The sequence below is a fragment of the Streptomyces sp. NPDC054783 genome (genome assembly GCF_053611725.1).
Genome location: NZ_JBSHAY010000002.1, coordinates 134676 through 158245 on the forward strand (window position 1 = coordinate 134676; position 23570 = coordinate 158245).

Annotated in this window: 16 protein-coding genes; 8 read left to right on the plus strand and 8 right to left on the minus strand. The window is 71.3% G+C overall.

Annotation, left to right across the window (positions count from 1 at the left end):
- Window positions 1-67: 67 nt before the first annotated feature.
- From ACWGJ5_RS04940 to ACWGJ5_RS04955, 4 genes are all read right to left on the minus strand, one after another.
- The gene (locus ACWGJ5_RS04940) at window positions 68-3865 is read right to left on the minus strand and encodes a multifunctional oxoglutarate decarboxylase/oxoglutarate dehydrogenase thiamine pyrophosphate-binding subunit/dihydrolipoyllysine-residue succinyltransferase subunit (RefSeq protein ID WP_453308380.1); all 3798 of its coding nucleotides are present in this window, start codon (window positions 3863-3865) and stop codon (window positions 68-70) included.
- A 303-nt stretch (window positions 3866-4168) separates the two neighbouring features.
- Window positions 4169-5284, minus strand: a complete 1116-nt coding sequence (locus ACWGJ5_RS04945) for an ATP-binding protein (RefSeq protein ID WP_453308381.1) — start codon at window positions 5282-5284, stop codon at window positions 4169-4171.
- Window positions 5281-6021: a response regulator transcription factor gene (locus ACWGJ5_RS04950; RefSeq protein ID WP_076096483.1), complete on the minus strand. Its 741-nt coding sequence runs from the start codon at window positions 6019-6021 to the stop codon at window positions 5281-5283. Before ACWGJ5_RS04950 ends, ACWGJ5_RS04945 begins: the two co-directional genes overlap by 4 nt.
- Window positions 6022-6134: 113 nt before the next feature.
- Window positions 6135-6812 carry a spermine/spermidine synthase domain-containing protein gene (locus tag ACWGJ5_RS04955; protein ID WP_453308382.1) on the minus strand — a complete coding sequence of 226 codons (678 nt, stop codon included), beginning with the start codon at window positions 6810-6812 and terminating at the stop codon, window positions 6135-6137.
- 197 nt (window positions 6813-7009) lie between these two features.
- On the opposite strand from ACWGJ5_RS04955, the gene ACWGJ5_RS04960 reads away from it, so the two are divergent.
- The 3 genes from ACWGJ5_RS04960 (at window position 7010) to ACWGJ5_RS04970 (ending at window position 11561) form a co-directional block, all read left to right on the plus strand.
- Window positions 7010-7834, plus strand: a complete 825-nt coding sequence (locus tag ACWGJ5_RS04960; RefSeq protein ID WP_453308383.1) for a rhomboid-like protein — start codon at window positions 7010-7012, stop codon at window positions 7832-7834.
- A gap of 172 nt (window positions 7835-8006) precedes the next feature.
- Window positions 8007-10427 (plus strand): endopeptidase La, encoded by a 2421-nt coding sequence (lon, locus tag ACWGJ5_RS04965; RefSeq protein ID WP_453308384.1) that lies wholly within the window; start codon window positions 8007-8009, stop codon window positions 10425-10427.
- A 147-nt stretch (window positions 10428-10574) separates the two neighbouring features.
- Window positions 10575-11561, plus strand: a complete 987-nt coding sequence (locus ACWGJ5_RS04970; protein ID WP_453308385.1) for a serine/threonine-protein kinase — start codon at window positions 10575-10577, stop codon at window positions 11559-11561.
- A 244-nt stretch (window positions 11562-11805) separates the two neighbouring features.
- On the opposite strand, the gene ACWGJ5_RS04975 is transcribed toward ACWGJ5_RS04970, so the two are convergent.
- From ACWGJ5_RS04975 to ACWGJ5_RS04985, 3 genes are all read right to left on the minus strand, one after another.
- Entirely contained in the window at window positions 11806-12669 is an 864-nt protein-coding gene (locus tag ACWGJ5_RS04975; protein ID WP_453308386.1) for a hypothetical protein, read from the minus strand.
- A 393-nt stretch (window positions 12670-13062) separates the two neighbouring features.
- Window positions 13063-15432: a SpoIIE family protein phosphatase gene (locus ACWGJ5_RS04980; RefSeq protein WP_453308387.1), complete on the minus strand. Its 2370-nt coding sequence runs from the start codon at window positions 15430-15432 to the stop codon at window positions 13063-13065.
- Between the two features lie 321 nt (window positions 15433-15753).
- Window positions 15754-16605 carry a lysozyme gene (locus tag ACWGJ5_RS04985; RefSeq protein WP_453308388.1) on the minus strand — a complete coding sequence of 284 codons (852 nt, stop codon included), beginning with the start codon at window positions 16603-16605 and terminating at the stop codon, window positions 15754-15756.
- A 236-nt stretch (window positions 16606-16841) separates the two neighbouring features.
- On the opposite strand from ACWGJ5_RS04985, the gene ACWGJ5_RS04990 reads away from it, so the two are divergent.
- Window positions 16842-17333 carry a MarR family winged helix-turn-helix transcriptional regulator gene (locus ACWGJ5_RS04990; RefSeq protein WP_372478068.1) on the plus strand — a complete coding sequence of 164 codons (492 nt, stop codon included), beginning with the start codon at window positions 16842-16844 and terminating at the stop codon, window positions 17331-17333.
- A gap of 143 nt (window positions 17334-17476) precedes the next feature.
- Here ACWGJ5_RS04990 and ACWGJ5_RS04995 read toward each other — a convergent pair whose 3' ends face one another.
- Window positions 17477-18265 (minus strand): protein phosphatase 2C domain-containing protein, encoded by a 789-nt coding sequence (locus ACWGJ5_RS04995; protein WP_453308389.1) that lies wholly within the window; start codon window positions 18263-18265, stop codon window positions 17477-17479.
- A gap of 372 nt (window positions 18266-18637) precedes the next feature.
- Here ACWGJ5_RS04995 and ACWGJ5_RS05000 point away from each other — a divergent pair, with 372 nt between their 5' ends.
- Genes ACWGJ5_RS05000 through ACWGJ5_RS05015 form a run of 4 tightly spaced genes read left to right on the plus strand, consistent with a single transcriptional unit; the run spans window position 18638 to window position 23535 of the window.
- A complete protein-coding gene (locus ACWGJ5_RS05000) occupies window positions 18638-21928 on the plus strand; it encodes a nitrate- and nitrite sensing domain-containing protein (protein ID WP_453308390.1) in 3291 nt (1096 codons plus the stop codon).
- Window positions 21925-22458, plus strand: coding sequence for a roadblock/LC7 domain-containing protein (locus tag ACWGJ5_RS05005; RefSeq protein WP_453308391.1), 534 nt, complete (start codon window positions 21925-21927; stop codon window positions 22456-22458). Before ACWGJ5_RS05000 ends, ACWGJ5_RS05005 begins: the two co-directional genes overlap by 4 nt.
- Window positions 22455-22895: a DUF742 domain-containing protein gene (locus ACWGJ5_RS05010; RefSeq protein WP_453308392.1), complete on the plus strand. Its 441-nt coding sequence runs from the start codon at window positions 22455-22457 to the stop codon at window positions 22893-22895. Before ACWGJ5_RS05005 ends, ACWGJ5_RS05010 begins: the two co-directional genes overlap by 4 nt.
- Window positions 22876-23535, plus strand: coding sequence for a GTP-binding protein (locus ACWGJ5_RS05015; RefSeq protein WP_453308393.1), 660 nt, complete (start codon window positions 22876-22878; stop codon window positions 23533-23535). Before ACWGJ5_RS05010 ends, ACWGJ5_RS05015 begins: the two co-directional genes overlap by 20 nt.
- Window positions 23536-23570 lie beyond the last annotated feature (35 nt).

Below are 23570 nucleotides of genomic sequence, written 5' to 3' on the forward strand. Positions count from 1 at the left end.
CGAAGGGCCCGGCTCCGAGTCGCTGTGAACTCGGCGCCGGGCCCTTTTCGGCTGAACCGCCCAAGGCTTACGCCTCGAAGACCTCACGCACCAGCTGCTCCTGCTCGGCCTGGTGGCGCTTGGCCGAACCCACCGCCGGGGACGAGCCGTGCGGGCGCGAGATGCGCCGCAGACGCTCGCCGTGCGGGACGTCCGCGCCGACCGCCAGGTCCAGGTGGTCGATCAGGTTGAGCGCGATGAACGGCCAGGCACCCTGGTTCGCCGGCTCCTCCTGCGCCCACAGGTACTTCTCGGCGTTCGGGTACTTCTTGATCTCCGCCTGGAGCTCGGCACCCGGCAGCGGGTACAGGCGCTCGATGCGGATGATCGCGGTGTCCGTGACGCCGCGCTTCTGCCGCTCGGCCTCCAGGTCGTAGTACAGCTTGCCGGCCACGAAGACGACCTTGCGGACCGCGGCCGGGTCCACCGTCGCGTCGCCGATGACGGGACGGAACTGACCCGACGTGAACTCCTCCGTCTTCGACGCGGCGGCCTTCAGACGCAGCATCGACTTCGGGGTGAACACCACCAGCGGCTTGTGGTGCGGGTTGTGCACCTGCCACCGCAGGAGGTGGAAGTAGTTCGACGGGAGGGTCGGCATGGCGACCGTCATGTTGTTCTGGGCGCAGAGCTGGAGGAAGCGCTCGACGCGGGCCGAGGAGTGGTCCGGGCCCTGGCCCTCGTAGCCGTGGGGGAGCAGGAGCGTCACGCCGCTCATCTGGCCCCACTTCTGCTCGGCCGCCGAGATGTACTCGTCGACCACCGTCTGCGCGCCGTTGACGAAGTCGCCGAACTGCGCCTCCCACATCACGAGCGCGTCGGGGCGGGCGAGCGAGTAGCCGTACTCGAAGCCCATGACCGCGTACTCGGACAGCAGGGAGTTGTAGACGTTGTAACGCGCCTGGTCCTCGGAGAGGTACTGGAGCGGGGTGCGCTCCTCGCCCGTCTCACGGTCGATCAGCACCGCGTGGCGCTGGCCGAAGGTGCCCCGCTGGGAGTCCTGCCCGGACAGGCGGACCGGGGTGCCCTCCAGCAGCAGGGAGCCGACGGCGAGGGTCTCGCCCATGCCCCAGTCGATCGTGCCGTCCTCGACCATCGTCGCCCGGCGCTGCAGCTGCGGCAGCAGACGCGGGTGCACGTGGAAGGAGTCGGGGATGTTGACCTGGGACTCGGCGATCCGCTTGACGACCTCCGTGGAGATCGCGGTCGGGACCGCGACCGGGAAGCCGTCCTGCGGCACCTGGACGTCGACGACGGCCGGCTGGGACGTGGCCTCGCGGACCTCGGTGAAGACCTTCTCCAGCTGGCCCTGGTAGTCCTGCAGGGCCTGCTCGGCCTCTTCCAGGGTGATGTCGCCGCGACCGATCAGGGACTCGGTGTAGAGCTTGCGCACCGAGCGCTTCTTGTCGATCAGGTCGTACATCAGCGGCTGGGTGAAGGCCGGGTTGTCCGACTCGTTGTGACCGCGGCGGCGGTAGCAGATGAGGTCGATCACCACGTCCTTGTTGAACGCCTGGCGGAACTCGAAGGCGAGCCGCGCCACGCGGACGACGGCCTCGGGGTCGTCGCCGTTGACGTGGAAGATCGGGGCCTCGATCATGCGGGCCACGTCCGTCGCGTACATGGAGGAACGCGAGGACTCGGGGGCCGCGGTGAAGCCGACCTGGTTGTTGATGACGATGTGGACCGTGCCGCCGGTGCGGTAGCCGCGCAGCTGCGACATGTTCAGGGTCTCGGCCACCACGCCCTGGCCCGCGAAGGCCGCGTCGCCGTGGATCGCCACCGGCAGGACCGTGAAGTCCGTACCGCCCTTGTTGATGATGTCCTGCTTGGCCCGGGTGATGCCCTCGATGACCGGGTCGACCGTCTCCAGGTGGGACGGGTTCGCGGCGAGCGAGACCTTGATCTGCTCGCCGTCCAGGCCCGTGAAGGTGCCCTCGGCGCCCAGGTGGTACTTGACGTCGCCGGAGCCGTGCATCGACTTCGGGTCGAGGTTGCCCTCGAACTCGCGGAAGATCTGCGCGTACGACTTGCCGACGATGTTCGCCAGGACGTTCAGGCGGCCGCGGTGGGCCATGCCGATGACGACCTCGTCCAGGCGGGACTCGGCGGCGGAGTCGATCACCGCGTCGAGCAGCGGGATGACGGACTCGCCGCCCTCCAGCGAGAAGCGCTTCTGGCCGACGTACTTCGTCTGCAGGAAGGTCTCGAAGGCCTCCGCCGCGTTCAGGCGGCGCAGGATGCGCAGCTGCTCCTCGCGCTCCGGCTTGGAGTGGCCGCGCTCGACCCGGTCCTGGATCCACTTGCGCTGCTTGGGGTCCTGGATGTGCATGAACTCGATGCCGGTGGTGCGGCAGTACGAGTCGCGCAGCACGCCGAGGATGTCGCGCAGCTTCATCATCGACTTGCCGGCGAAGCCGCCGACGGCGAACTCGCGCTCCAGGTCCCACAGGGTGAGGCCGTGCTCGACGATGTCCAGGTCGGGGTGCTTGCGCTGGCGGTACTCCAGCGGGTCGGTGTCGGCCATGACGTGACCGCGGACCCGGTAGGAGTGGATCAGCTCGAAGACGCGGGCGGCCTTGGTGACGTCGTCGTCGTGGCTGGCGTCGATGTCCCTCAGCCAGCGGACCGGCTCGTAGGGGATGCGCAGCGACTCGAAGATGTCGTCGTAGAAGCCATTCTCGCCGAGCAGCAGGTTCGCGACCTGGCGCAGGAACTCGCCGGAGGCGGCGCCCTGGATCACCCGGTGGTCGTAGGTCGACGTGAGCGTCATGACCTTCGAGATGCCGAGCTTGTTCAGGGTGTCCTGGCTGGTGCCCTGGAACTCCGCCGGGTAGTCCATGGAGCCGACGCCCATGATCACCGACTGGCCGGGCATCAGACGCGGGACCGAGTGGACGGTGCCGAGGCCGCCGGGGTTGGTCAGGGAGACCGTGACACCGGTGAAGTCGTCCATCGTCAGCTTGCCGTCACGGGCGCGGCGGACGATGTCCTCGTAGGCCTGCCAGAACTCGAAGAAGTTCAGCGTCTCGGCCTTCTTGATGGCCGCGACGACCAGCTGGCGGTCGCCGTTGGGCTTCACCAGGTCGATGGCCAGGCCGAGGTTGACGTGCGGCGGCTTGACGAGGGTCGGCTTGCCGTCCTTCTCGCCGAAGGACCAGTTCATCGACGGCATGGCCTTGATGGCCTGCACCATCGCGTACCCGATCAGGTGCGTGAAGGAGATCTTCCCGCCCCGGGCGCGCTTGAGGTGGTTGTTGATGACGATCCGGTTGTCGAACAGCAGCTTCACCGGGACCGCGCGGACCGAGGTGGCGGTCGGCAGCTCCAGCGAGGCGTTCATGTTCTTGGCGACCGCGGCGGCCGGGCCGCGCAGCGTGATCAGCTCCGGGCCCGCCGGGGCCTCGGGGGCCTTCGCGGCGGGAGCGGCCTTCGGCTTCGGCTGGGCGGGCGCCTGTGCGGGCTGCGCCGGCTTGGCCGGGGCCGGGGCCGCGGCACTCGCCGCGGGGGCTGCGGGAGCCGGCGCCGGAGCGGCGGCGGGCTTCGGGGCCGCCGGAGCCGGCGCGGGCTGGGCCTTCGGAACCCTGGTGGTGGTCTCTGCGGCCCCCGCGGCCGCAGTACCCGCCGTAGCCGGGGTGACAGGAGCACCCGGCTTGTAATCGGCGAAGAAGTCCCACCAGGCGCGGTCTACCGAATTCGGGTCCTGGAGGTACTGCTGATAGATCTCGTCGACGAGCCACTCGTTCGGACCGAACGCGGCAGCGGGGTTCTTCCCGGCTTGGTCGTCGGTCGAGACGCTCGGGTTACTGGGGGACTGTGGCGACACGGCGGCAACCGCCCTCTTCCGCTTCACAAGGTGATGGACAGCGGAAATAAAGGCTACGCCTCCACAGCCGGGAAGGTCAGGTCGAGCAAGGTCATCGTCGCGTAAGTCACATCGGAAATCTTGTTTCAGGGCTTGATATGGCGGGAAACAAGCGTGGTTCCGCAGCTGGGAGGATGCACCGGCCCCGGCCCGGCGCTTCTTCGTGCGACCGATCGCGCGGGCCTGCTCCTGATCACACGTGTCCAGCTGCGCGGAAAGGGCGCGGACGCTCGTGGATCTTGTGCTTCCGGTTCGAACCTTACGTCAACCTGGAACGGAAGACAGTCCCGGAAGGGTGACGATGATCCGGCAGCCCCGCTCGGATTCGGCCACACCGATCCGGCCGCCGTGCAGATCCACCGCCCAGCGGGCGATCGCCAGACCGAGCCCCGTGCCGCCGTCGCTGCCCGGCCCGTGCGGCCGGGTCACCGCCCCCCGGTTGAACCGCTCGAACACCCGGTGCCACTCCGACCGGGGGATTCCGGGACCCTCGTCCAGGACCTCCAGCTCCAGCGAATCCGGCCGTGGACCGCGCCGCGCCCTCACCGTCACCCGGCCGTGCGGCGGGCTGTGCTTGACCGCGTTGTCGATCAGGTTGGCGACGACCTGGTGGATGCGCTCGGGATCCGCGTGCGCGGTCAGCTCCGGCGGGGAGACGTCCAGGTGCAGATGGACGTCGGTGCGCGTGTGGCTGCCGGAGCCGGAGGCTATGCCCGCGCGTGCCGAGGCCACCATGTTGGCCTCCTTCAGCACGCCCGAGAGGTACGGCCACACCTCGAAGCGCCGCATCTTCAGCGGTACGACGCCGTTGTCGAGTCGGGACAGGTCCAGCAGGGTCTCCACGAGCCGGCCGAGCCGCTCGGTCTGCTTCAGGGCCGTCCGCATGGTCTCCGGGTCGGCCTCGGTGACCCCGTCGACGATGTTCTCCAGCACCGCTCGCAGGCCCGCGATGGGGGTGCGCAGCTCGTGGGAGACATTCGCGACCAGTTCCTTGCGCTGGCGGTCCTGGGCCTCCAGCTCGTCCGCCATGACGTTGATCGTCCGGGCCAGGTCGCCCAGCTCGTCCCGGCGGCCCTCGCTCACCCGGCGGGTGTAGTCACCCTCGGAGATCGACCGCGCCACCGTGTTCATCTCGTCCAGCGGCATGGTGAGCGAATGAGCCACGAACTGCGTGATCAGCAGGGTGGCGATCATGGAGAAGACCGTGATGAAGCGCAGCTCGGTCTTGGTGTGCACCGCGATCATCGACAGACCGGTGGTGATCAGCACCGAGATGACGACGAGCGCGCCCAGCTTGGTCTTGATCGAGAACGGGCGTACGCCGCCCCAGGGATCCTCCCCGGGGCCTCTGCGCGCGGCCTGACGCCCGTCGCTGCTCATGGCGTGGGCGTCTCCAGCGCGTACCCGACCCCGTGCACCGTACGGATCCGCTCGGCGCCGATCTTCCGGCGCAGCGCCTTGATGTGGCTGTCGACCGTACGGGTGCCGGAGGCGTCCGCCCAGTCCCACACCTCGGCCAGCAGCTGCTCCCGGGAGAGCACCGCGCGCGGGGTGTTCGCCAGGCACACCAGCAGGTCGAACTCGGTGGGCGTGAGGTGGACGTCCTCGGACTTCACCCGCACCCGGCGCTGCGCGTGGTCGATCTCCAGCTCGCCGAGCCGCAGGATGCCGGAGCGCGGGGTGGTCGCGGCCAGCGCCGCCCGCTCCACCCGGCGCAGCAGCACGTGCACGCGTGCGGCCAGCTCACGCATCGAGAACGGCTTGGTCATGTAGTCGTCCGCGCCGACCCCGAGACCGACCAGCATGTCCGTCTCGTCGTCGCGCGCGGTCAGCATCAGCACCGGCACGGGGCGCTGCGCCTGCACCCGCCGGCAGACCTCCAGGCCGTCGAAGCCCGGCAGCATGATGTCGAGGATCAGCAGGTCGGGCTGCCAGGCCTCGGCCGTGTCGACGGCGGCCGGGCCGTCCGACGCGGTCTGTACGAGAAATCCCTCGGCGCGCAGCCGGGCCGCGATGGCGTCGACGATCGTCGGGTCGTCCTCGACGACCAGTACCCGGCGCTGTGCGCCCGGGGTGGTCGTCGCCGCGCCGCTCTGGGAGGTGTGTGTCTGCTCCATCGCCCGCCCCTGCTTGTTGCTTTCCGGAACCCGTGGGGTGATCCCATGTCTGCGATTGACGCTTGAATGATCCGCGTCACGGCAGCACATTACGGGGATACACCGCGCTGTCGCTATCCAGGGCGTACGCCGAGGTGCACCGCGTCCGGAACGCCCCGGGCAACGGGCACCTCTTCGGTACGCACCTGCTGGAACCCGGCATTCCACAAGGTACCTTCAAATTCCGGCGACGGTTCGGCGGACCACACCGCGAGCACCCCGCCGGGGCTCAACACCCTTGCGCAGGCGGCGAGTCCGGCCGGTGAGTAGAGGCTGCGGTTGCCGTCCGTGACCGTCCAGCCGGGACCGTTGTCGATGTCCAGGCAGAGTGCGTCGTACGTGTCGGATGTCTCATTGACGAACGCCAGGAGATCGTCCTGCACGATCTCGGTGCGCGGATCGCCGAGCGCCGTCGCGGACACCTCCGCCAGCGGCCCGTCCCGGTGCCAGTCGACGACGGCGGGCTCGCGCTCCACGACGGTGATCCGCCCCCACCCGGGGTCGGCCGCGGCATGTGCGAGTGAGAATCCCACGCCCAGCCCGCCGATCAGCACCTTCGCCTCCGGCCGCCCGTCCAGCGCCCGGTACGCGGCGTCGACCAGCAGCCGCTCCGAGCGGCCGTCGGAGGTGTCCATCAGGAAACAGCCGTTGGCGATGATCTGCAACAGCGCCCCGTGCCGGCGCAGCACCACCTCGCCGTACGGGCCGTCGCGTCGGTCGAGGACCACGGGGGAGTCGTACACGGCAGTCATGCCCCCATCTTCCTTGAACACACCTTGACCTTCACGGGAATTAGGGATGTCGCACTGACGTGCACCCTTTCGGTGCGGGGCGCGGACGCAGCCGGAACGTAGGAGGTTGCTGTGAATCGGCTCTCGCGTGGCGTCGGTCATAGACAGCGGCCCCTGGAAGCCGAAGGGTTGGGGCACGACGGAAGGAGTGCCACAGCGTGGAACGGACCGCGACGGGCCCTGCGGCGGCCGCGTCCCCGCCCCTTACGGGCGCGCCCCTCCCGGACGGCATCGCCGCCGTCCCGGTGCCCGCGATCGCGGATCTGCTGGACGGCGTGCCACGCCAGCGGCACGCTGCGCCCCTCGCCCCCGCTCCCGGACCCGCCCCCGTCGACCGGCGTCCGACCGCACCGCTGTCGCTCCCGCTTCCGCGGCTGTGGCGCCTGCTGCCCACGCCCGCCGGCACCCCGTTCACCTTCGCCTACACGGCCGTCCTGGCCGTCACCTCCGTGTTCGCGGCCCTGGCCGACCCCGCCCTGGTGCACACCCTCTACCAGGACTCCAGCACGGACGTGGCCCACCTGGTGCGCACACCCGCGCTGGTGCTGCCGGCGAGCGCGCTGTGGATCGCGGGCGGCGTCCTCTCGCCGTACGCGCTCGCGTTCGTGCTGGTGCTCACCGCGCTGGAACGGCGGACAGGGGGTGCGCGTGCGGCCTGCGTCTTCCTCGCCGGGCACGTCCTGGCCACGCTCGCCACCGAGATCCCCGTGGGCCTAGCCGTCCTGGTCGGCCACCTCCCGCCCACCTCACTGCACCGCCTCGACTACGGCATCAGCTTCGGCGTCGCGGCCAGCATCGGCGCCCTCTCCGGCCTCCTCGGCCCCTGGCTGCGCTGGCCCCTCCTCACCGTGACGGCCGCCGAGCTCCTCGGCGACCTGATCGCCTTCGAGGACCCGATGACGAACTGGGGCCACCTGATCGCGCTGACGATAGGTGTGGCGAGCTGGCCTCTGGTGCGCCGGTGGCAGAAGGCGCCCCGCTAGGGGCGCAGGGAACTGGCGTCCCCTTGGGTGAACTTGACGGCACCCCTCGGCGAGCTTGATGGGACCCCCCTTGGGCGAGCTTGATCGCTGAGAGCGAACAAGCAAGGGGAACACCAGCCCCTCCCCACCGGTTGAGTCGGCATAGCTCAACTTGACTGCCGAAGGGGAGATCATGGCTACTGAGTCACCGGCGTTCACGCTCGTCCTGCCCGTGCTGCCGCTCGACGACGAGGTCGTGCTGCCCGGCATGGTGGTCCCGCTGGACCTGAGCGACGCCGAGGTACGGGCCGCGGTGGAGGCCGCACAGGCCGCCGCCCGGTCGGAACCGGGCAAGCCCAGGGTGCTGCTGGTGCCCCGCATCGACGGCACGTACGCGAAGACCGGTGTGCTGGGCACGGTCGAGCAGGTCGGCCGGCTGGCCGACGGTGACCCGGGGGCTCTGATCCGCGGCCGGAGCCGCGTGCGCATCGGCGCCGGCACCACCGGTCCCGGCGCGGCCCTGTGGGTCGAGGGCGCCCGCGTCGAGGAGAGCGTGCCGGACCCGCTGCCGGGCCAGGCCGCCGACCTCGTCAAGGAGTACAAGGCGCTCGCCACCACCTGGCTGAAGAAGCGCGGCGCCTGGCAGGTCGTGGACCGCGTCCAGGCCATCGACGACGTCTCCGCGCTCGCCGACAACTCCGGCTACTCGCCGTTCCTCGCCATCGAACAGAAGGTCGAACTGCTGGAGACCGCCGACCCGGTGGCCCGGTTGAAGCTCGCCACACAGCAACTCCGCGACCACCTCGCCGAGCAGGACGTGGCCGAGACCATCGCCAAGGACGTCCAGGAGGGCGTCGACAAGCAGCAGCGCGAGTTCCTGCTGCGCCGCCAGCTGGAGGCCGTCCGCAAGGAACTGCGCGAGCTGAACGGCGAGCAGGACGGCGAGGAGTCCGACGACTACCGCGCCCGCGTCGAGGCCGCCGACCTGCCGGAGAAGGTCCGCGAGGCCGCGCTCAAGGAGGTCGACAAGCTGGAGCGGTCCAGCGACCAGTCCCCGGAGGGCTCCTGGATCCGCACCTGGCTGGACACCGTCCTGGAGATGCCCTGGAACGAACGGACCGAGGACGCGTACGACATCCAGGGCGCCAAGGCGATCCTGGACGCCGAGCACGCGGGCCTGGAGGACGTGAAGGAGCGCATCACCGAGTACCTCGCGGTGCGCAAGCGGCGCGGTGAGCGCGGGCTCGGCGTCATCGGCGGCCGGCGCGGAGGTGCCGTACTGGCCCTGGTGGGCCCGCCCGGCGTCGGCAAGACCAGCCTCGGTGAGTCGGTCGCGCACGCCATGGGCCGCAAGTTCGTCCGAGTCGCCCTCGGCGGCGTCCGCGACGAGGCCGAGGTCCGCGGCCACCGCCGTACCTACGTCGGCGCGCTGCCCGGCCGCATCGTGCGGGCCGTCAAGGAGGCCGGGTCCATGAACCCGGTGGTCCTGCTGGACGAGATCGACAAGGTGGGCTCCGACTTCCGCGGCGACCCGGCCGCGGCCCTGCTCGAAGTCCTGGACCCGGCCCAGAACCACACCTTCCGGGACCACTACCTGGAGGTCGAACTCGACCTGTCGGACGTGGTGTTCCTGGCCACCGCCAACGTCATGGAGGCCATCCCGGAGGCGCTCGCCGACCGTATGGAGATCGTCCGCCTGGACGGCTACACAGAGGACGAGAAGGTCGTCATCGCCCGCGACCACCTGCTCCCGCGCCAGCTGGAGCGGGCGGGACTGGGCGCGGACGAGGTCACGATCGACGAGAGCGCCCTGCGCAAGCTGGCCGGCGAGTACACCCGCGAGGCGGGCGTGCGCACCCTGGAGCGCTCGATCGCACGGCTGTTGCGCAAGGTCGCGGCCCAGCACGAACTCGGCGAACGGGAGCTGCCGTTCACCGTGACGGACGCCGACCTGCGCGACCTGGTCGGGCGCCCGCACCACGTGCCCGAGTCCGCCCAGGACCCGGCCGAGCGCCGTACATCCGTCCCCGGCGTGGCGACGGGTCTCGCGGTCACCGGCGCGGGCGGCGACGTGCTCTACGTCGAGGCCTCCCTGGCCGACCCGGAGACGGGCGCCGCGGGCCTGACCCTGACCGGTCAGCTCGGGGACGTGATGAAGGAGTCGGCGCAGATCGCGCTGAGCTTCCTGCGCAGCCGCGGCGCCGAACTGGAGTTGCCCGTGGGCGACTTGAAAGACCGGGGCGTGCACATCCACTTCCCGGCGGGCGCGGTCCCGAAGGACGGCCCGAGCGCCGGCATCACGATGACGACGGCCCTGGCGTCCCTGCTCTCCGGCCGCCTGGTCCGCACGGACGTCGCCATGACCGGCGAGGTCTCGCTGACCGGCCGGGTACTGCCCATCGGCGGCGTGAAGCAGAAGCTGCTCGCCGCGCACCGCGCCGGGGTGACCACCGTGATCATCCCCAAGCGCAACGAACCCGACCTGGACGACGTCCCGGCCGAGGTGCTGGACAAGCTCGGCGTCCACACCGTGACCGACGTCCGCCAGGTCCTGGAACTGGCACTCGCGCCCGCGGTGAACGGCGCGACGCCGGAGGTTCCCGTGGCGGCGTGACGGACGGTGCCCATCAGCGGGCTCCGCCCGCGGGCATGGGACGAGTGGAGGCCCGGGTCCCGTGAGGGAGGCCCGGGCCTCCACCATATGTGCGTGCGGGGATCGTCGTACCGCGCTCATACCGGCATGGGTCGATAGAATTCAGGCGTGAGTTGGCCCCCCAAGAGCCCCTCCGGTCTGATCGGGGCCGAGATCGCGGGCTACAAGGTGGAGCGCGAACTCGGTCGCGGAGGCATGGCCGTCGTCTACCGTGCCAGGGACCTGCGCCTCGGCCGGACGGTCGCCCTCAAGCTGCTCGCCCCCGAGTACACCAGGAACGACGCCTTCCGCCGCCGTTTCGCCCAGGAGTCCCGGGTGGCCGCCGCCATCGACCATCCCAACATCGTCCCCGTCTTCGAGGCCGGCGAGTTCGACGGGCTGCTCTACATCGCCATGTGCTACGTCTCCGGGCAGGACCTGCGCGCCCTGATCGACAGCGAGGTCCGGCTGCCGGTGCCGGTCGCGCTGCGCATAACGGCCCAGCTGGCGTCCGCCCTGGACGCGGCCCACGCGCGCGAGCTGGTGCACCGGGACGTCAAACCCGGGAACGTCCTGATCGCCAAGGTCGTCGACAGCGACCACCCCGAGCACGTCTATCTCACCGACTTCGGACTGGCGAAGAAATCGCTGTCGCTCACCGGGTTCACCACCGCGGGCGAGTTCGTCGGCACCCTCGACTACGTGGCGCCCGAGCGGATCGCCGGGCGCCCGGTGGACGGCCGGGCCGACCTGTACAGCCTGGCCTGTGTGGTCCACGAGATGCTCGCGGGCGCCCCGCCCTTCCAGCGGGAGGACCACCTGGAACTGCTGTGGGCCCACCAGTACGACCCGCCACCCCCGCTCAGCAAGGAGCGTCCGGACATCCCTGCCGCCGTCGACGACGTGCTGACGAAGGCCCTGGCGAAGGCCCCGGGCGACCGTCACGACACCTGTCTGGAGTTCGTCGCGGCCCTGCGCTGCGCCCTCGCCGAATGTTCCGCCCCGCAGCGCCGTACGCCCACGCTGGTCGATATCCACGCGCCCCGGACGCTCCCCGCCGCCTCGGTACCCGACCCGCCCTCCTGGGCCGGCCCGGTTCTCCGGGGACCGGAGTAGTACCGGGCTTCTGCTCAGGAATTCTTTTCCCGCAAGGGAAAGTGGTGAGAGTTGTCGAATGCCGTCCATGAAATTTCCGTGGGCAGTTTCGGCGGCGGGACTCATGTCGCGTATACCGCGTTGTCGGGGCTTTCGCGTACGACACGGCAGGACGACGAAACCCGCCACGGTCGTGTGGCGGGTTTCGTCGTCGAGGCCGGTCGGTACGGGTGCGGGTTCAGCCTCCCGGCCCGGGACGTGACTCCTACTGGTTGACGTTGGCCTGGTTGGTCTTGCCGTCGCCCTGGTTGACGTTGGCCTGGTTGGTCTTGCCGTCGCCCTGGTTGACGTTCGTCTGGTTGACCTTGCCGCCGCCCTGGTTGACGTTCGCCTGGTTGACCTTGCCCTTCTTGGCCTTGACCTTGCCCTTCTTGACCTTGCCGTGGCCCTGCTTGACGTTGACCTGGTGGACCTGGCCACCGCCCTGGTTGACGTTCGCCTGGTCGGCGCCGCCACCGCCCTGGTTGACGTTCGCCTGGTCGGCGCCGCCGCCGCCCTGGTTGACGTTGGTCTGGTTGATGTTGTTGGTCTGGTTGACGCTGGTCTGGTTGATGTTGGCCTGGTTGGTCTTGCCGTCGCCCTGGTTGACGTTGGCCTGGTTGGCCTTGCCGTCGCCCTGGTTGACGTTCGTCTGGTTGGTCTTGCCGTCGCCCTGGTTCACATTCGCCTGGTTGGCGTCGCCTCCGCCCTGGTTGACGTTGGCCTGGTTGGCGTCGCCTCCGCCCTGGTTGACGTTGGCCTGATTGGCGTCATCGCCGCCCTGGTTGACGTTGGCCTGGTCGGCACCGCCGCCGCCCTGGTCCACGTTGGCCTGGTCGGCACCGCCGCCGCCCTGGTCCACGTTCGCCTGGTCGGCACCACCACCGCCCTGGTCCACGTTCGCCTGGTCGGCGCCCCCGCCACCCTGGTCCGCGTTCGCCTGGTCGCCGTCCCGTACCACGCTCGGCGCGGCCTTGACCGTCTGAGGAGCGGCTTGAGCGCCCGCAACTCCTGCCGTGCCGGCGAGAACCGCAGCAATGAAAGTAGCGCCGATAATCCGGGGGATCTGCACGCGAATGTTGACAGCCATGGTTTTTCTCCTTGAGTGAAAGGTGGGAGTTCTATGTGCCTGTTTGCGTCACCTCTGAGGTGGTGACTCGGCGCTTTGCCTGAATCCAGATTGGCCCACCACGGGGGCCGGAAAAAGCGACGCATATTCGGGGCTTGACAAGCCCGATACAGGACCTAGAATTCCGCGCCCTGCCAGCTGCGGTCGGGAAGCGACGGCCGGGCCGGGTACCGGGCCGCACAGGAACCACGCGGGCGCCCGGCCCCGGCCACCAGGCGTCCTCTGCCGCCGGTCCCCCGGTACGCAACGCGGGTCAACCAGGCCGACGCCAACCAGAGCGGCAGGACGTCAACCGGGCCGACGTCAACCAGGCCGACGCCAATCAGAAGCAGCCAAGAAGACGGCAGTGCCGGGTCAGCCCGTCGTGAGCGACTGCTCCGCCCACACGGTCTTGCCGACCCGGTCGTGCCGGGTGCCCCAGCGTTCGGCGAGCTGGGCGACGAGCAGCAGGCCCCGGCCGCCCTCGTCGAAGATGCGGGCGCGCCGCATGTGCGGGGTGGTGCCGCTGGAGTCGTACACCTCGCAGATCAGGGTCGAGTCCTGGTGGATCAGCCGGAGCTGGATGGGCGGGCGGCCGTACCGCATGGCGTTGGTGACCAGCTCGCTGACCATCAGCTCGGTGGTGAACGCGGCCTCGTCCAGGCCCCACGCGGACAGCTGGTCGCAGGCCAGCCGGCGGGCCCGGGAGACGTCCGTCCAGTCGCTCTTCAGCTCCCAGGCGGCGACCCGGTCCTCGTGCAGGACCCGGGTGCGGGCGACGAGCAGGGCGATGTCGTCGTCGGGGCGGTGGGTCAGCAGCGCGGTGAGCACGTGGTCGCAGACCGCGTCCAGCGAGGCCGCGGGCCGGACGAGCGCGGCGAACATCTTGTCCAGCGCCTCGTCGATGTCGTGGTCGCGGGCCTCGAACAGCCCGTCGGTGTACAGGGCGAGCAGGCTGCCCTCGGGCAGTTCGCTCTCAGTGGCCTCGAACGGCAGCCCACCGAGGCCCAGCGGCGGCCCCGCGGGCACGTCCAGGAAGCGCACGGCCCCGTCCGGCGTGACCACGGCGGGCGGGGGATGGCCGGCCCGGGCCAGGGTGCACCGGCGGGAGACCGGGTCGTAGACCGCGTACAGACAGGTGGTGCCGATGCCGCCGGCGGTCTCGGCGGACGGGTCCGTGCTGCCCTCGTCGGCGGCGAGCCGCAGCACCAGGTCGTCGAGGTGGGTGAGGAGTTCGTCGGCCGGCAGGTCCACGTCGGCCAGGGTCCGCACGGCGGTGCGCAGCCGGCCCATGGTGGCCGAGGCGCGGATGCCGTGGCCCACCACGTCCCCCACGACGAGCGCCACCCGCGCCCCGGACAGCGGGATCACGTCGAACCAGTCGCCGCCCACCCCGGCCCGGGTCGCGGCGGGCAGATAGCGGGTGGCGATCTCCAGGGCCGCCTGGTCGGGCAGCGTGTGCGGGAGCAGGCTCTGCTGGAGGGCCATGGTGGTGGTGCGGGCCCGTGCGTAGGAGCGGGCCTGCCGGATGCCGGCGGCCGCCTTGGCCGTGAACTCCTGGGCCAGCCGCAGGTCCTCCGGGCCGAACGGCTCCCGGCCCGGGCGCCGGCCGAACAGCGCCACGCCGAGCGTGCTGCCCTGGGCGAGCAGCGGCACCGCCAGCAGTGAGCGCGCCCCGGACGCGCGCAGCCACGCCGCGCCCGGGTCCACCGCCGCCCACTCGGCGACGAGCGGGTCCGCAGTGTCGTACAGCAGCGGCTGGCCCGCCGTAAGACACCGGGCCGGAGGCGAGTCCGGCGGGCAGACGACCGCCTCGCCGATGCCGCTGCCGTAGGCCGGTCCGACGCCGTCGGGCATGGCGCGCAGCGCGGCGCGGCGCAGGACGACCGGGCCGGGCCGGGGGGCGGGTGCCTCGCCCGTGGCGCGGGGGGCGTCGAGCAGGTCGACCGCCATGACGTCGGCGAGCCGGGGGACGGTGACCTCGCCGAGCTCCTGCGCGGCGCGCGCCTGGTCGGCGGCCGTGCCGGCGCGCGAGCCGCTCTCGCCCGAGGGGCGCTGCCGGGCGGCGGAGTCCTGCGCGGGCGTCTGCGTGGACAGGCAGACGGCGCGCACCCGGCCGTCGGCGTCCTTCAGCGGGGTGAGCACGGCGGCGCGGCCCAGTTCCGCGCCGAGCCGGGCCCGGGCCTCCTGCGGCCGGCCGGCCTCCAGCGCCAGCCGCATCGACCGGTCGGCCTCCTCGCTCGCGGCGCCGGGCACGATGTGCGGCAGCCGCAGTCCGCGCATCGCGGCCTCGGGCAGGGCGAGGGCGTGCTCCATCCGCCGGTTGGCGCGCACGAGCCGCAGCTCGGCGTCGAAGATCGCCAGCGGGAAGGGGGACTGCAGGAACGTCCACTCCTCCAGGGGTTCGCCCCGGGGCGGCTGCGCACGGGCCGTCACGGCGCTCACCACGAGCCAGTCGCTGACGCCGGTGTCCGAGGTCCGGCGGTGCGCGAGCACGCCCAGCTCCAGCAGCCGGCCGTCGCGGTGCCGCAGCGGGACGGTGCCGTTCCAGCGGTCCCGGCCGGCGACGATACGCCGGGCCGCCGATCCGTCGGTCGCGAGGAGCGCGGTGGCGGGCCGTCCGACGACGGCCGGTGAGTCGTAGCCGAGCAGCCGCTCGGCGCCTTCGCTCCAACCGATGAGGATGCCCTGCTCATCGATGGTGGCCGTGGCCGTGTACGTCGACTGTCGCTCCGGTCGCTCCATCGCCGCTCATCTCGCCCTTGCTCGGCAGGCTCTCCTGACCAGCATGATCCCGGGTGGCGCGGAGCACCAACGCAGGGCCGCGGGAAGAAAACCGCGGTCGTCCGCAACCGGCCGGGGCCTCCCGGCATGGAGAAGACAAATGCCCTTATTACGGCACTACCCATCCCGCTGGGGGGTGACAACAGGGAGGACTCGATGACTGGCGGTACGGCCCGGCCGCCGACCGGCCGCGAACGACAGGTGCCGGATCCGCGCCGGACTCGGCCGCATGAGTGTGGCCGAGTAGGGCGCGGATCGCGGTATCCCTGGGTCTGTGAGGGCTCAGCCGTTGGCCAGGGCCTGCACCCGGTCCAGGGCCCCGTTGAACTTGTCGTGGTCGCCGACGGTCGGGCCGGAGGAGGTGTACTGCCACATCGTGTAGTACGACCAGCCGGCCGGCAGCGTCCCCGGGTCCGAGGCGTAGCGGGCGATCCACAGCGGGTTGTTCGCCGCGAAGCCCCCGTAGTTGCCGGTGCAGTCGCTCCACCAGCTGCTCGCCGTGTAGATCACGGCGTCCCGGCCGGTCAGGGACTTGTAGGTGTTCAGGAAGTCGGCGATCCAGCTGACCATCTGGCTCGCGGTCCTGCCGTAACACTCGGCGCCGTACGGGTTCCACTCGATGTCGAGCGCGCCGGGCAGGGTCTTGCCGTCCCTGGACCAGCCGCCGCCGTGGCCGACGAAGTAGCTCGCCTGGGTGGCGCCGCTGGTGGTGTCCGGGGTCGCGAAGTGGTAGGCGCCGCGGATCATGCCGATGTTGTACGAGCCGTTGTACTGCTGGGCGAAGTACGGGTTCGTGTAGTACGTGCCTTCCGTGGCCTTCGTGTACGCCCAGCGCACCCCGCTGTTCCACAGGGTCGACCAGGCGACGTTGCCCTGGTAGCCGGAGACGTCCACGCCCTCGGTCTGGGTGACGTCACCGGAGGTGGGGGTGCCGTTCCGGCCGTCGTGCGCGAGCACGCCCATGCCCATGTAGGCGGAGCCGCGGCTGGGCGTGCTCGCGGCGTGGGCGGAGGTGAGCGGGAGGGTGAGAGAGAGCGCCGCGAGCAGGGCCGCGACCAGGGCGGCGAGGGGGCGCGGGCGGAGGGAGCGGTCGGAACGGTCGGAGCGGTCGGAGCCGGGTCTGTGCACGGGCATGACGTGCCTCCGGGGAGTGGGGTGGGGGGAACGTGGCTGTGACCGTGTACCGGATGCCGCACTGGCGTGGGCATGCCATTCATTGCCTGATAAAGAAGCTACGCACGTAGATGAGACGTGGGAAGGGGGTCCGGGCTCCGCCGTTGGTCTAGCCCTGCGAAATACTTACAGAGCTGCGGCAATGACGACTTTTGGCAGAAACTTTCAGGACCGCGAAACCGAGCAGGGGTGCTGACGTGCACGAGGACGGAAACGGCGACGCACACAGCGGCGCCCAGAAGATGACGCCCAGTGGTGCAGACCAGGAATTCCTGGCACTGGAACGGGAGTTGACCGTGCTGCTCCGCCGGGCCCGGGCCAACCAGGGTGAGATGGCCCGCGAGGTCCATCCCGACCTGGAGTCCTCCGCGTACGGCCTGCTCATCCGCCTGGACGAGTGCGGCGGCCAGCGGGCCACGGACCTCGCCGCCTACATCGGCGTCGGCAAGGCCACCATGTCCCGCCAGCTGCGGGCCCTGGAGGAGCTGGGCCTGATCGCCCGCGAACCCGACCCCGCAGACGGCCGCGCCTGGCTCGTCACCGTGACCGAGGAGGGACGCGGCCGGGTCGGCAAGGTCCGCGAGGCGCGCCGCGCCCGCTACGTCCGGCAGCTCGCCCACTGGGACCGCCGCGAGGTCGCCGAACTCGCCCGGCTCCTGCACCAGTTGAACGGCGTCATGGAGAAGTAGGACCGCCCGGAAGGGGCGGTGCGGAAGAACGGCGGAGCCGGGGGGCGCGCACGGCCGGAGTCGGCGAGGGGCTTACGGCCGGGCTCGGCGGGGGCTCATGGCCGGAGTCGGCGGGGGGCTCATGGCCGGAGTCGGCGAGGGGTTCACAACTGCACGTAGACCACCGTCGCGTCGTCGTGCGTCTTGCTCCGCCCCAGGAACGCCCGCTCCTCGCGGTCCGCCGCCTCCAGCTGCCGCACCCGGTCCACCAGGGGCCGGGCGCCCTCCTTCGCGACCGTCTCGAACAGGGCCTGCCAGTCGCCCTCGTGGAACTTCTCCGTCCAGCGGGTCGCGCCGTCCGTCAGCGCGGCCAGGGCGCGGACCCCGGCCCGGGGCACCGTGCCGGCGACCGCGCGAGCGGCCACCGCGGGGTCGGCGGCGGCCGTGAAGAAACCGCCCTCCTTGTTGCGCAGGGTGGCGTCCACCAGGGCGTCGGTGGCGAGCGCGGAACGCGGGAGGCGGGTCAGCCGGTCGTCGAGGACCGGGGTGACCGTCCCGTCGGTGCCCTGCAGCAGCAGCGCGGAGTCGGACAGCACCAGGTACTCGACGGTGCCGGTGGACCAGCGGGCCAGGGCGACGGTTGCCTGGGGGGTTCGCGGGTGAGAAAGTTCACAGGTTTGCGCATGGGCCTCGGCGGTGCGGCCGATCGCCCGCGAGAGAATCTCCGAGAGTGTCAGATCTCCGCACGAAACGGTCAGTTCGGTCAGTGCGCCGCCGAGTCGCGCGGTGAACCAGGGGACGGAATGCAGACACCCCGTCTCACCCCGCGGCGGAGTCACCCCGTCCAGGACGATCGCACAACCTCCCTGCCCGGAGGCGGGTAGTCCGACAGCGGCGAAGTCCTCGTTGGGTCGGTTTGCGTCGCCGGGTTCCGAAACGAGATCAGATCGCATTCGGCCAGTCTGCACGAGCCCTTCACAGGATTCGCCAAAGGCTGGCAACCACCGCCGAATTGGTACGACCCCGCAGGTCAGGCGCCTGGTTTGGGCTGGAATGATCCACCCCGGGAAGGCGTGGTGGCGAATACTGTCAAAGCCTGCCCCGCGCGTCCAACCGGCATGCCGCAGGGCAGCGCCACACCCGCCACGGGAACTTGCCCGCCAACTCCCCTCCGATGTTCACTCCTTCGGGTGGCGGGTCAGGTGATGCGCGACCACTGCTCACCGGCGCTGGGAGGGTCGGGAACCGTACGAACCGGGTGTACGCACCACTTGGCACCGATATGACGGGGCGCCACCCGGGCCCTTGGGTAGACGAGTTCAGGAATGCGAGCACCGGTGCAGATGAAGCGGCCTCGGCGCACAGGCAGGCAGACGGACCCCACGGGGACCGCCCAGCAGACCCCCGTGGGCACCGGCCGCCCCACCCATGTGCGCACCCGGCTGATCGTCGCCGTCGCCGTGGTGGCCGCGGCCGTCGCGGGAGCCGGCGCGCCCTCCGTGCTCAGCGCCTCCCAGGACGTCGGCGATTCCCAGGACCTGGTGACGCTGGCCGCCCGTACCCAGGACGCTCTCGCCCTCGCGAACTCCCTCGCCGACGAGCGCGACGAGGTCACCTCCTACATCGCCGCGGGACGCCCCAAGGCGAAGGCCCCTTCCGAGGACCGCAGCGCCCGCGTCGACCGGCAGGTCGAGGACCTGCGCGCCGAGGAGGACACCCCGGCGAGCCTGCGCGCTGACCTCGACGGCATCGGCGCCGTCCGCCGGGCCGCCCTCACCGGCCGGAGCACGGCCCTCCAGGCCCACCAGGCGTACTCGGCGGCCATCACCGAGCTGCACCGGATCGCCGAGCAGCTGGCGGACCGGACGCCCCCGCGGGCCGGCTCCGGCGCCCACGCGCTCGCCGAGCTGGACACCGCCGTCCAGCAGTCCGCCGCCGCCCGCGGCCTGCTGCTCGCCGCGCTGAACGTGCCGTCCTCCACCGGGACGGTGATCAACCCCGTCACCGGCCTGCCCACCACGACCTCCACCACCTCCGAGGCCGATCGCAAGCAGCGCGACCAACTGACCGCCGCCGCCCAGCAGGCCCGGCTGCGCGCCGACGCCGCCCTCGCCGACTTCCGCGCCACCGCCCCCAAGACGGCCGTCGACTCCTACGACTCCACGGTCGCCGGCACCGACGTCAACTCGGCGGAGAAGTACCTCGCCACGCTCACCGACCAGCCGACGCTGGCCGACAGCGAGCTGGCCACCAGCACCAAGAAGCTGGACGCGGCCCTGTCCGCCCGTGTCGACCTGATGCGCGGCGCGGAATCGGCCCTCTACGACCACCGCACCAAGGACCTGGCGAAACTCCGCGACGACGACGTCACGGCGCTGGAGATCCGCATCGCCGTGCTCGGCGCGCTCATGCTGGTCGCGGTCGGCCTCGCCACGGCCATGGCCCGCACCCTGACCCGCCCCCTGTCGGTGCTGCGCCGCGGCTCGGCCCGGCTGGCGGAGTCCGCGGACCCGGCGACCCAGGAGCCGCTCACCTTCACCGGCCGCAACGACGAGTTCGCCCAGGTCGTCCGCTCGGTCAACGCCCTGCACGCGCACGCGGTCGCCCTGCGCGAGCAGACCGTCGCCGCGGGCGAGCGGGTCGCCACCCTGGAGACGGACCGCAAGCACCTGGTCGGCCAGCGCCAGAAGATGGCCGAGGCCCGCGAGGCCCTCCAGGCCGAGCTGGTCCAGTCGGCCGACATGCTGGAGCGGCTGCGCACCGGCATCGGCGGTACGTTCGTCAACCTGGCCCTGCGCACCCTCGGCCTGGTCGAACGCCAGCTCGCGGTCATCGAGGGCCTGGAGGACCGCGAGCAGGACCCCGACCGCCTCGCCACGCTCTTCAAGCTGGACCACTTCGCCACGGTCATGCGCCGCCACAGCGAGAACCTCCTGGTCCTGGCCGGCGCCGAGCACGTCCAGCAGCACCACGGCCCGGTGCCGCTGGTCGACGTGGTCCGGGCGGGCGTCAGCGAGATCGAGCGCTACGAGCGGGTCCGTATCGCGGCTCTGCCGCCGCACGCGCACGTGGCGGGCTTCGCCGCGGACGACCTGTCCCACCTGCTGGCCGAGCTGATGGAGAACGCCACCTCGTTCTCCCCGCCGGAGATGCCCGTCGAGGTCTCCGGCTGGCTGCTGGAGAGCGGCGAGGTCATGCTCTCCGTCCAGGACGAGGGCATCGGCGTGGCGGCCGACCGCATGGACCGTCTCAACGCCCGCCTGGCCGACTTCGACCCCGAGTCCTCCTACGACCACGAGGGCGACGCCGGTCTCGGCCTCGGCCTGTACGTCGTCGCCCGCCTCGCCCACCGCCACGGTGTCCGTGTGCAGCTGCGCGAGCAGAAGCAGGGCGGCGTCGCGGCGGTCGTCGTCCTGCCGGCCACCCTCCTCACCGAGGCCCCGGCCACCGCCCTGCCCCCGCAGACCTCGTCCGGGAACACCACCGGCACCTTCTCCCTCCCCGGCGCCGACGCCGAGGTCAACTCCAACGTCCTCCACGCCCGCACCAAGGACACCGACCCGCTGGTGGCCCTGGCAGAACAGGCGGTCCGCACCGCAACGGCCTCCGGCGGCCCGACGACGGCCTCCGGCGATCCGTCCCCGGCCTCCGGCGATCCGTCCTCGGCCTCTGCCGGTGCGTCCGCGGCCTCGGCCGGTGCGGCCATCGCTTCTGCGGGTTCGGTCACCGACTCGGGCAGTCCGGTCTCCGCCGACCCGTCCCCGGCCTCTGGCCGTCCGACCACGGACTCCCGCGGTCCGGCAACGGCCTCGGGCGGCCCGGTCACGGCGTCTGCGGGTTCGGTCACCGACTCGGGCAGTCCGGCCACCGACTCGGGCGGTCCGGCCACCGACTCGGGCGGTCGGGCCGCCGACTCCCGCGGTCCGGTCGGCGAGACCGACGGCCCCGTGCAGCCGACGGTCCCGACGCCCGCGCAGGCCCCCGCGGGGGAGACCACGACGGCCTTCGGCACGCTCGCCGAGGAGACCGCCTCGGCTGGACCGAGCGGTGGGACGAAGGGTGCCCTCGGCGGCTCGGCCGAGGATGCGGTGTGGGATGCCTTCGGCGGCCGGGCCGGGGATCCGGTGGAGCAGGCCGTCCATGAGCAGGCCGCCCCGGTCGGCCAGGACGCGGAGACCCGCCCGAAGGCCCCGGCGGAGACCTTCGCCGAGTCGACGATGGAGCTGCTGCTCCCGGACCTGACGCAGCCCCCCACGTCCCCCACGTCGCCCACGGCCCCGGCGGCCGCCGATGGCGAGGACGCCCCACAGGGGCCGCCCGCACCCGACCACGAAAGCCGCACGGGTGGTGCGGGTGGGAACGAAATCCTCGCCGAAGGCGAAGCCGAGGGGGAGGAGCAGCTGACCAGCAAGGGTCTCCCCAAGCGCACGCCCAAGATCACCGTACCGACCCAGGCCCCACGCCAGCGGACCCGCTCTGTGGACGCCGAAGCCCTCCGCAGAAGGCTGGGCGGCTTCCGCCAGGGCGCCCAGGCCGGCTACCGCGACGTAGAGGCAGAGAACGCAGCACGTACCGAAAACGCCACGGGGGGCACAGCCGAGGAGGCAAGCAGTTGACCGCGCCCAGTACCTACGGACTCAGCAGTGAAGCCCGCAACCTGCACTGGCTGCTGACCAACCTGGTCGAGGAAGTCCCCGGCATCCAGTCCGTCGCCGTGGTCTCCTCGGACGGCCTGCTCCTCCTGTCGTCCGACCCGGCCCTCCGCCACGCTCGAACCCACTCGCGCGGGGGGACCCCCATCGCCGCATCCCGCGAAAAGCGCCCGGTGAAGGGCCCGAGGGGCTCCTCCGCAGACCTCGCCACCATCGTCTCCGGCATCGGCAGCCTCACCCTCGGTGCCGCGAAGCTGATGGATTTCGGCGGCGTCAAGCACACGATGATCGCGATGGAGGAGGGCAGCCTGTTCGTGATGTCGATCAGCGACGGCTCGCTGCTCGGCGTGCACGGCTCCGCCGAGTGCGACATGAGCGTGGTCGCGTACCACATGGCGCTGTTCGTCGGCCGCGCCGGCCACGTGCTGACCCCCGAACTCCGCAGCGAGTTGCGCAAGTCCCTGCAGGCCGAGTCGGCGGGGAGCGCCCGATGAGCGGCCCCGGGAAGAAACTCCCCGTACGCGGCGGCGACCGCAAACCCGCCCGCGTCCGCCCCTACTCGCTCACCGGCGGCCGTACCCGCTTCGGCCACGTCCTCCTCGTGGAGACGTTCGTCGCGGCGCTGGAGGCCGCCGAGGAGCGCAAGGAACTGACGGGGGGTACCGCCCACGCCATTGGCAGTGGGGGAGGTTCCCTCAGCACCCGGGTGATGCCCGAGATACAGGCCATCGTCGAACTGTGCCGCCGTATGCGCACGGTGGCCGAGATCGCCGCGCTGCTGCAGATGCCGCTCGGCGTGGTCCGCGTGCTCCTGAGCGACCTCGCGGACCAGGGAAAGATCCGTGTGTACGGAACCGGCACCGGTCACGGCACCGGCCGCCCGGACCGCGCGCTGCTGGAAAGGGTGCTGAGTGGACTCCGTCGTCTCTGACACCGCCGCCTCCCCCGCCGGAGGCACCCCTCTCGTCGCCGGATTCACCGAGCCCGACGAGGACCTGAGGTCCTGGCAGACGGACCGCACCCGCGCCCCCATCGCCACGAAGATAGTCGTGGCGGGAGGCTTCGGTGTCGGCAAGACAACCCTCGTGACCGCCGTCTCGGAGATCAGGCCCCTGCAGACCGAGGCGCTGATGACCGAGGCGAGCGAGGAGACCGACGACCTCACCGCCACGCCGGGCAAGCTCACCACCACCGTGGCCATGGACTTCGGCCGCATCACGCTCGACGACGACCTGGTGCTCTACCTGTTCGGCACGCCGGGCCAGCAGCGGTTCTGGTTCATGTGGGACGACCTGGTGCGCGGCGCGATCGGCGCGGTCGTCTTGGCCGACACCCGTCGGCTGAAGGACTGCTTTCCGGCCCTGGACTACTTCGAGAGCTGCGGACTGCCGTACGTCGTCGCGGTCAACCACTTCGACGGCAGCGAGCTGTTCGAGCCGGAGGACGTACGGGAGGCGCTGACGATCCCCGCGCACGTCCCTGTCATGATCATGGATGCGCGGCGTCGTATTTCGGCCATCGAGACACTGCTGGCCCTGGTCGGCCACGCGCTGGACGAAGCCCCCGAGTAGTCCCCGGGCAGTACCCGTTAGGAGTCCCCACCCGC

Excerpts from the sequence above, each read along its gene's own strand:
- ACWGJ5_RS04975 (WP_453308386.1), bottom strand. The coding sequence starts at position 12,669 with ATGGCTGTCAACATTCGCGTGCAGATCCCCCGGATTATCGGCGCTACT.
- ACWGJ5_RS04980 (WP_453308387.1), bottom strand. The coding sequence starts at position 15,432 with ATGGAGCGACCGGAGCGACAGTCGACGTACACGGCCACGGCCACCATC.
- ACWGJ5_RS05000 (WP_453308390.1), top strand. The coding sequence starts at position 18,638 with ATGCGAGCACCGGTGCAGATGAAGCGGCCTCGGCGCACAGGCAGGCAG.
- ACWGJ5_RS04950 (WP_076096483.1), bottom strand. The coding sequence starts at position 6,021 with ATGGAGCAGACACACACCTCCCAGAGCGGCGCGGCGACGACCACCCCG.
- ACWGJ5_RS04995 (WP_453308389.1), bottom strand. The coding sequence starts at position 18,265 with ATGCGATCTGATCTCGTTTCGGAACCCGGCGACGCAAACCGACCCAAC.
- lon (WP_453308384.1), top strand. The coding sequence starts at position 8,007 with ATGGCTACTGAGTCACCGGCGTTCACGCTCGTCCTGCCCGTGCTGCCG.
- ACWGJ5_RS05010 (WP_453308392.1), top strand. The coding sequence starts at position 22,455 with ATGAGCGGCCCCGGGAAGAAACTCCCCGTACGCGGCGGCGACCGCAAA.
- ACWGJ5_RS04985 (WP_453308388.1), bottom strand. The coding sequence starts at position 16,605 with ATGCCCGTGCACAGACCCGGCTCCGACCGCTCCGACCGTTCCGACCGC.
- ACWGJ5_RS04945 (WP_453308381.1), bottom strand. The coding sequence starts at position 5,284 with ATGAGCAGCGACGGGCGTCAGGCCGCGCGCAGAGGCCCCGGGGAGGAT.
- ACWGJ5_RS04955 (WP_453308382.1), bottom strand. The coding sequence starts at position 6,812 with ATGACTGCCGTGTACGACTCCCCCGTGGTCCTCGACCGACGCGACGGC.